The organism is Roseovarius sp. (assembly GCF_040223625.1).
Classification (GTDB): Bacteria; Pseudomonadota; Alphaproteobacteria; order Rhodobacterales; family Rhodobacteraceae; genus Roseovarius.
In genome coordinates this window covers 58,526-66,156 of the sequence record NZ_JAVKFX010000006.1, presented here as the reverse complement: position 1 = coordinate 66,156, position 7,631 = coordinate 58,526, and the positions used below count along the sequence as shown (strand labels likewise).

General features: G+C 63.3%; 11 protein-coding genes and 1 pseudogene. 10 read left to right on the top strand and 2 right to left on the bottom strand.

The window, feature by feature from the left end; genetic code table 11:
* The 4 genes and pseudogenes from RLN94_RS01895 to RLN94_RS01880 form a co-directional block, all read left to right on the top strand.
* Nucleotides 1-583, top strand: a 583-nt coding sequence (locus RLN94_RS01895; RefSeq protein WP_350168463.1) for a TrmH family RNA methyltransferase, incomplete at its 5' end; no start/stop codon positions are given.
* Between the two features lie 304 nt (nucleotides 584-887).
* A pseudogene (locus RLN94_RS01890) lies at nucleotides 888-1,280 on the top strand (uS5 family small ribosomal subunit protein); the annotation flags it as partial.
* A gap of 12 nt (nucleotides 1,281-1,292) precedes the next feature.
* The gene (rpmD, locus tag RLN94_RS01885; protein WP_350124606.1) at nucleotides 1,293-1,481 is read left to right on the top strand and encodes a 50S ribosomal protein L30; all 189 of its coding nucleotides are present in this window, start codon (nucleotides 1,293-1,295) and stop codon (nucleotides 1,479-1,481) included.
* Nucleotides 1,482-1,900: 419 nt separating this feature from the next.
* Nucleotides 1,901-2,545 carry a MarC family protein gene (locus tag RLN94_RS01880; RefSeq protein ID WP_350124609.1) on the top strand — a complete coding sequence of 215 codons (645 nt, stop codon included), beginning with the start codon at nucleotides 1,901-1,903 and terminating at the stop codon, nucleotides 2,543-2,545.
* Between the two features lie 65 nt (nucleotides 2,546-2,610).
* On the opposite strand, the gene RLN94_RS01875 is transcribed toward RLN94_RS01880, so the two are convergent.
* Both RLN94_RS01875 and RLN94_RS01870 read right to left on the bottom strand, forming a co-directional pair.
* Nucleotides 2,611-2,796: a hypothetical protein gene (locus tag RLN94_RS01875; protein WP_350124612.1), complete on the bottom strand. Its 186-nt coding sequence runs from the start codon at nucleotides 2,794-2,796 to the stop codon at nucleotides 2,611-2,613.
* 91 nt (nucleotides 2,797-2,887) lie between these two features.
* A complete protein-coding gene (locus RLN94_RS01870; RefSeq protein WP_350124615.1) occupies nucleotides 2,888-3,604 on the bottom strand; it encodes a vWA domain-containing protein in 717 nt (238 codons plus the stop codon).
* On the opposite strand from RLN94_RS01870, the gene RLN94_RS01865 reads away from it, so the two are divergent.
* The 6 genes from RLN94_RS01865 (at nucleotide 3,495) to rpsM (ending at nucleotide 7,617) form a co-directional block, all read left to right on the top strand.
* Nucleotides 3,495-3,908 carry an SPOR domain-containing protein gene (locus RLN94_RS01865; RefSeq protein ID WP_350168460.1) on the top strand — a complete coding sequence of 138 codons (414 nt, stop codon included), beginning with the start codon at nucleotides 3,495-3,497 and terminating at the stop codon, nucleotides 3,906-3,908. The genes RLN94_RS01870 and RLN94_RS01865 overlap by 110 nt on opposite strands.
* A 122-nt stretch (nucleotides 3,909-4,030) precedes the next feature.
* Nucleotides 4,031-4,504 carry a 50S ribosomal protein L15 gene (gene rplO / locus RLN94_RS01860; protein WP_300895677.1) on the top strand — a complete coding sequence of 158 codons (474 nt, stop codon included), beginning with the start codon at nucleotides 4,031-4,033 and terminating at the stop codon, nucleotides 4,502-4,504.
* Between the two features lie 115 nt (nucleotides 4,505-4,619).
* Nucleotides 4,620-5,990: a preprotein translocase subunit SecY gene (secY, locus tag RLN94_RS01855; RefSeq protein WP_350124622.1), complete on the top strand. Its 1,371-nt coding sequence runs from the start codon at nucleotides 4,620-4,622 to the stop codon at nucleotides 5,988-5,990.
* A complete protein-coding gene (locus tag RLN94_RS01850) occupies nucleotides 5,987-6,628 on the top strand; it encodes an adenylate kinase (RefSeq protein WP_350124625.1) in 642 nt (213 codons plus the stop codon). The genes secY and RLN94_RS01850 overlap by 4 nt, the downstream gene beginning before the upstream one ends.
* A gap of 59 nt (nucleotides 6,629-6,687) precedes the next feature.
* Nucleotides 6,688-7,047, top strand: a complete 360-nt coding sequence (locus RLN94_RS01845) for a hypothetical protein (protein WP_350124628.1) — start codon at nucleotides 6,688-6,690, stop codon at nucleotides 7,045-7,047.
* Between the two features lie 201 nt (nucleotides 7,048-7,248).
* On the top strand, nucleotides 7,249-7,617 hold the full coding sequence (rpsM, locus tag RLN94_RS01840) for a 30S ribosomal protein S13 (RefSeq protein WP_300895681.1): 369 nt from the start codon (nucleotides 7,249-7,251) through the stop codon (nucleotides 7,615-7,617).
* Nucleotides 7,618-7,631: the final 14 nt, after the last annotated feature.

Sequence of the window (7,631 nt, the reverse complement as noted above, 5' to 3'; positions counted from 1 at the left end):
TGGTTGGAAAAGGGTATTACAGGCATGGTCGAGTTCCAAGGACAGGCTTAACAAAGTCTTAAACATTATGCGTCTCTTTCTTTGTGGTGTCCAGTCACCAATAAACATTGGCATGATGCTTAGGTCCGCTGAGATCTACGGAGCGGGCGTGTGTATATGGGATCGCTATGGCGTACTCAATGACCCGGAAAAATTGCGCACGATCAGTGATTTTGCCTGCGGCGCGCTCCAGCGATCGCCGCCCTCAGTCACCAACGACTGGAAATCTGCGCTCGGCAGAGGTCGCTGCATAGCCACTGATATCGATCCCGACTGCCCAGCCCACGTCACCTTTTCTTGGCGCAGGACCGATCAGATCCTTATCGGTAACGAGTATGATGGCATCCCGCTGGACATTCTGGCACGGGCGACGGAGAGAGTGACCATTCCAATGCCCGCGGGACATTTCCCCAAGCCTAAGTCGAACTCTCCTATTGACCCCAATCGCGCTGGTCTACCCCGCGCTTCGGGAAAACCTAGCCTCAACACCGCGATCGCCGCCTCAGTTCTTCTCAGTACGGCCTATGCTGTCTGCGGAGTTTGATCGCCGCTCGACTCGGGCCTTGACGTATTCCTGACGGTATTCGGGCTCATCCATTTTGCGGAACAGTCGCATCAAATCGTTTACCACGTCCAAATCGACGTGCTTCATCGCAACGACGCACCCCTCCGGTTCGGCCTTTGCTTCGGCTTGCGACGGACTTCTAGGTTCAAATTTCAGTATACTTGCCATGGTGCCCTCTTTGAGGACGACCCTAGGTTGACATGGTTAACAAATAGTTATTAAATTTATATCAAATTTTATTGTTTGTCGGTGCCAGAACAAAGGGGTTGAAATGACAGATTCCAAGACTCCCGAGGCGATCCGCAAGGCCACCGAGCAGGCCAAGCGCGGCATGATCCGCGTGCCGCTGCGCGAAGGCCGCACGCTGCACCATGACGGTTACGGTCGTCACGGCGCCGGCAAGGTGATCGTGCGCACCGCGCCGCAAGGTACCGGGATCATCGCCGGTGGTCCGATGCGCGCCGTGTTCGAGATGCTGGGCGTTCAGGACGTGGTGGCCAAGTCGGTCGGCACGCAGAACCCCTACAACATGATCCGCGCCACGCTGGACGCGCTGCAGTTCCAGGCCAGCCCGCGTCACGTGGCACAGCGCCGCGGCAAGAAGGTCGCCGACATCCTGAAACGGGATGAAGGTCCGAAGGGCGAACACCCGGCCGATACGGCCGCGGAAGCGTAAGGAGACAGGGACATGGCCAAAACCATCGTCGTCAAGCAGGTGGGTTCGCCCATCCGCCGCCCGAAGGACCAGCGCGCGACGCTCGTCGGTCTGGGGCTGAACAAGATGCACAAGACCCGTGAGCTGGAAGACACGCCGTCGATCCGCGGCATGATCCAGAAGATCCCCCACCTGGTGGAGATCGTCGAAGAGCGCGGTTGAGTTCGGGTGAGGTGGGTTGACACCCACCCTACGGATAGGCGCCCCGGTCAGAGATGGCCGGGGCGTTTTTCTTTGGCGGAGCGGTTGTGGGGGAGTGCCCGTCCGGAATCGAGCGCGAAGCGCGCCGGGCGAGCGCCGGCCCGTACGGGCGGGCAGGCGCTTTGGCGGGTGTTGTACGAGGTATATAGGTAGGATGTTCTTGGCACCATAAAGCGTGAGCCAATTCCGTTGCAGCGCCACCCCACGGGCCGGCGCTCGCCCGGCGCGTCTGCGGTGTCGTGACCCGGGCCAGACCCGGGGCCTCTGGCGGCGCGAGGTCCCGGCTCGGGGGCCGGGACGGGGGGCTGCGGCATTCCTCCCGTTGCCCCGGCGCGGGCGGTCTGCCACAAGGGGAAGACACCCCCCGGAGACCCGCCCCCGTGCCCGCCATCGACTTTGAAACCCTGATCCGCGAGTTCATCACGCTTTTCGTCGTGATCGACCCGATCGGCACGCTGCCGGTCTTCTATTTCGCCGTGGCGGGTGTGCCGGAGAAGCTGCACTGGCGGCTGGCCGTGCGGGGTGTGTTGGTGGCCGGGATCGTGCTGATGGCGTTCCTCGTGCTGGGGCAGGTGGTGCTCGAGGCGATCGGGCTCAGGCTGGGGTCGTTCCAGATCGCCGGCGGGCTGATCCTGTTCGTCTTCGCGCTGCAGATGATCTTTGGCGAGCCCAAGGCCGAGCGCGAGATCGAGGCGGCGGAGAAGGACCACATGAGCGGCGCGGTTTTCCCGCTGGCGATGCCCTCGATCGCCTCGCCGGGGGCGATGCTGGCGATCGTTATCCTGACCGACAACAACCGGAATTCCATTCCGGATCAGGCGGTTACGGCGGGGCTTTTGCTGTTGGTGCTGGCGATCACGCTGCTTCTTCTGTTGCTGGCGAGCCGGCTGAAACGGGTGATCGGCAACACCGGGGCGAACGTGATCAGCCGGGTGATGGGGATGATCCTGGCGACCGTGGCGGTGGACGCGGTGCTGAGCGGGCTGGAGCTTGTGGGCGTGTTGGACCTGGCGGGGGCGGCGTAAGATAGGTGGGTTTCACCCATCCTACGGGCGGCCCCTAGCGGACGCGATGTCCTAAGCGCCGTGGATCAGTGGCAATGGTAGGGTTTCGACCCGGCGTGGCAGCATTTTCCCGGAGGCGAATTCTTGCGGCATCCGCCGCTATGCCAGACCTCGTCTGCCTGTAAGCCCTGCGGCGCGCCCTGGTTGACTGCAAATACCGGACTGGACGAGGCCAGCATGCTGATGATCGCCGCTGTCATGAACCGCTTCATGTCATTCTCCCCCCACATGATGCGTTAACAGTTTACTAACTTTTTCCCTTTCGGGGAAAAATTTAACGACCTTGGGGAGGGGCAGGTTCGTCTAGCCGACCGAGTTTACGGGACGGGCAGGGGTTCGCCCGATAAGCGCACATCCCAGCGTGTCGCGCAGGGCGTCTGCCAGTTCGTCGACGGTTTCGGTGGAGACGTACATGCCGCCGGTCCTGTCGGCGAGGCACTTGGCGACGGTCGTGCCGTCATAGCCCTCGGCCTCGGGGCTGTTCCAGCTGAACGGGTCGAAAACCACGCGGAAGCCGATGACATGGACGGTGAGGTCATGGCCTTCCGCCGCCAGCGCCGACCCCAGCGCGCAGGGGCGGCCGCCGCAGGTTTCGTTGCCATCGGTGACCAGCACGACGATGCCGGGAATGCTGCGGTAGTCCAGCGTTTCCGCGGCGGCGAGGACGGAGGCGGCAAGCGGGGTGAGGCCCTGCGGCGCGAGGGTGTCGATGGCGCCGGTTATCGCGTCGGCCGCGTCGGGGATGGGGGCGAAACGGAGGTCGATGCCGGTGCAGCTTCGATCGCCGCCGGGGCCGTAGACGAGCAGGCCCACGCGTCGCAAGGGGGCGATTTGAGGCATGGCGCGGTGGAGGGCGGCGCGGGCCTCGGCGATGCGGGTGGGTTGGCTGATGTCGGCGCCGATCTCGGCCATGGAGGCGGAGCCGTCGAAGACCAGCATGGCATCGGTGGCGCAGCTGGGGGCGGCGGGGCTGGCCGAGAGGGCGAGGGCCGAGGCGAGGAGGGCGGCGCGGAGGGTCATGGGAGAAGGAGATAACGCGTGGGGCGAGAAATCAATCGGGGATGGTGGGTGGTGGCGGTTTCGGCTGGGGGCGCGCGTAACAACGGGCGAAGCCCGCCGCGCGATCGACAGGCCGCCCCGACGGGCTGGCGATTGGGAGAGGGAAGCGCCACATTGCCAGGTTTTTCCGATGCGGAGAGATAAAGTGGTGTCCACGAAGGTTGGATCGCCATCCCGCGGCCTGTCGATCGCGCGGCGGGTGTCACCGGGGCCGTTGCGCCGCCGGTCTGCCCCGCGACCTCCGCCCCTCGCACACGCCCCTTGATCCGCCCGCGCAACCCGTCTATACGCGCCCGGTGGCCCGGGATGGGCCCGACTCGAAAACCAAGACATGCCGAGGTTGTCCTCACCCGCTTCGGGGGGCACATCCGGCTCAGGAGAAGCGATATGAAACTGAACGAACTGCGCGACAACGCGGGCGCGACCAAACCCCGCAAACGTGTCGGCCGTGGCCCGGGCTCGGGCATGGGCAAGACCGCCGGCCGCGGTATCAAGGGCCAGAAATCCCGTTCGGGCGTGGCCATCAAGGGCTATGAAGGCGGCCAGATGCCGCTCTACCAGCGTCTGCCCAAGCGTGGCTTCAACAAACCGAACCGCAAGAAATACGCTGTGGTCAACCTCGGCCTGATCCAGAAATTCGTCGATGCCAAGAAGATCGACGGCGGCAAGCCGATCACCGAGGACGTGCTTGTCGAAAGCGGGCTGGTGCGCCGCAAGCTCGACGGCATCCGCGTTCTGGCCAAGGGCGAGATCAGCGGCAAGCTGACGCTGGAAGTCACCGGCGCGTCGAAATCGGCCGTCGAGGCGGTCGAGAAGGCGGGTGGCTCTCTGAATGTCACAACCGCGCAGGCGGCCGAATAAGAGGTTGTGAGCGGCTTTCGCGCCGCTTACATAGCCCCTAGTTTTCCTTAGGACGCCGCCTTTGCCGGAAAACGGCTCTGGCGGCGTTCGTTTATAAAGAAAAAGAGACCCGCGCATGGTATCCGCAGCAGAACAAATGGCCGCCAACACCAGTTGGTCCGCCCTTGGCAAGGCCACCGATCTTCGCAAGCGCATCCTCTTCACCATCGCCCTGCTCATCGTCTATCGCCTCGGCACCTATATTCCGGTTCCGGGCATCGACGGGGCCGAGCTTCGCCAGTTCATGGAAGATGCCAGCCAGGGCATCGGCGGGATGCTGTCGATGTTCACCGGCGGTGCGCTGGGGCGGATGGGGATCTTCGCGCTGGGGATCATGCCCTATATCTCGGCCTCGATCATCGTGCAGCTCATGACGGCCATGGTGCCGGCATTGGAGCAGCTCAAGAAAGAGGGCGAGCAGGGGCGCAAGAAGATCAACCAGTACACCCGCTACGGCACGGTGGCCCTTGCGACGCTGCAATCCTACGGGCTGGCCATGAGCCTTGTCTCGGGCGGGCTGGTGCAGCAGGATCTGGCGACGCCGTTCTTCGTGGCCTCCTGCATGATCACGCTGGTGGGCGGCACGATGTTCCTGATGTGGCTGGGCGAGCAGATCACCGCGCGCGGCGTGGGCAACGGCATCTCGCTGATCATCTTCGTGGGCATCATCGCCGAGATCCCGGCGGCGCTGGCGCAGTTCTTCGCCTCCGGCCGGTCGGGCGCGATCAGCCCGGCGGTGATCGTCGGCGTGATGATCATGGTGGTGGCCGTGATCGCCTTCGTGGTGTTCATGGAACGCTCCTTGCGCAAGATCCACATCCAGTATCCGCGCCGCCAGGTCGGCATGAAGGTCTATGACGGCGGGTCGAGCCACCTGCCGGTCAAGGTGAACCCGGCGGGCGTGATCCCGGCGATCTTCGCCTCGTCGCTGCTGCTTCTTCCGGTGACGCTGTCGACCTTCTCGGGTCAGAACAGCGGGCCGGTCATGTCGACCATCCTGGCCTATTTCGGGCCCGGTCAGCCGCTCTACCTTGTGTTCTTCGCGGCGATGATCGTGTTCTTCGCCTATTTCTATACCTACAACGTGGCCTTCAAGCCCGATGACGTGGCCGACAACCTGAAGAACCAGAACGGCTTCGTTCCCGGCATCCGGCCGGGCAAGCGGACGGCGGAGTATCTCGAATACGTGGTCTCGCGCATCCTCGTGCTGGGTTCGGCCTACCTTGCGGCAGTTTGTCTCCTTCCCGAAATCCTTCGTAGCCAGTTCGCCATTCCCTTCTATTTTGGCGGCACGTCGGTTCTCATCGTGGTGTCGGTGGTCATGGACACGATCCAGCAGGTGCAGTCGCATCTTCTGGCGCACCAGTACGAGGGCCTTATTGAAAAATCGCAATTGAGTGGCAAGGGACGCAAGCGCGCCCGTCGGAAAGGAACGGCACGCCGATGAACATCATTCTTCTTGGACCGCCCGGCGCGGGCAAAGGCACGCAGGCCCAGATCCTTGTCGAGAAACGGGGCATGATCCAGCTTTCGACCGGCGACATGCTGCGCGAGGCCAAGGACAGCGGCACCGAGATGGGCAAGGTCGTGGCCGAGGTGATGGCGCGCGGCGATCTGGTCACCGACGAGATCGTGATCGGGCTGATCCGGGAGAAGATCCAGGGCGACAATGGCGGCGGGTTCATCTTCGACGGCTTTCCGCGCACGCTGGCCCAGGCCGATGCGCTGGCCGATCTGCTGGAAGAGCAGGGCCAGACGCTCGACGTCGTGGTCGAGATGCAGGTGGATGACGACGCGCTGGTCGAGCGCATCACCGCGCGTTCGACCTGTGGCGGCTGCGGCGCGGTTTACAACGACATCACCAAGCCGTGGCCCGAGGACGGGAAATGCGCCAATTGCGGCTCGACCGAGGTCAAGCGCCGCGCCGACGACAACGAGGAGTCGCTGCGCAACCGGCTGATGGAATATTACAAGAAGACCTCGCCGCTGATCGGATATTACTACGCCAAGGGCCAGCTCAAGACGATCGACGGGCTGGGCGAGATCGACGAGGTATCGGGCGCCATCGAGGGTGCGCTCGCCTGACGCTTGGCGCAGTGGCGCAAAGCGGGTAGCCTCCGGTCCCACGGGTCGGAGGTTTTTTCATGAAGATCATTTGTATCGCGGGGCTTGCCCTTCTGGCCACGCCGCTTCGGGCGGAGATGGATTTCGTCACCGACCGGGCGCTTTGCGGGCTGGAGATGATCGAGCGGCACGAGCGCGGCATGAGCTTCGACGGCCGGTGGTTTTCCGAGATCGAGTATTACTGCGAACTGTCCGAGCCCATCCCGCGCCCCGACTGGACCAGTGACCAGACCCATATCCGCCCCGGTTATTGCGAGGAGCCCGGCGCGCTTTACCCCAAGGTTTTCGTGTTGCGGACCTTCCAATCGGAGCCGGGCCTGCTATATGTCTACGAGGACGAAACGGGCAGTGCGCAGGCTTATTTCCTGTGCAGTGACTGACAGGCCCCGCGGGGGGCTTGACGCCCTTGGCATTTGCTCCTAAGCACCACCATCTCATGAGAGAAAATGATTCTTTCCGGGTCGCACCCGGGGCCGAATCGACCACCTGTATCAGCTGCGGCCCGGACGGAACCGTCTCGGGCCTACGTTGTGAAAAAAGGTTCTGGCACTACGGAACCGCAACACAAGAGGACACGACACTTGGCACGTATCGCCGGCGTTAACATCCCGACCCACAAACGGGTCCCGATCGCCCTGACCTACATCACTGGTATCGGCCATTCTTCGGCCAAGGCCATCTGCGAAGCCGTCAACATCGACGTCACCCGCCGGGTGAACGAGTTGAGCGACTCCGAAGTGCTTGCCGTGCGCGAGCATATCGACGCCAACTACACCGTCGAGGGCGACCTGCGCCGCGATGTTCAGATGAACATCAAGCGGCTCATGGATCTCGGCTGCTACCGTGGTCTGCGCCACCGCCGGAACCTGCCGGTTCGCGGCCAGCGGACCCACACCAACGCCCGCACCCGCAAGGGCCCGGCAAAAGCCATTGCCGGCAAGAAGAAGTAAGGGAGGGCAGCAGA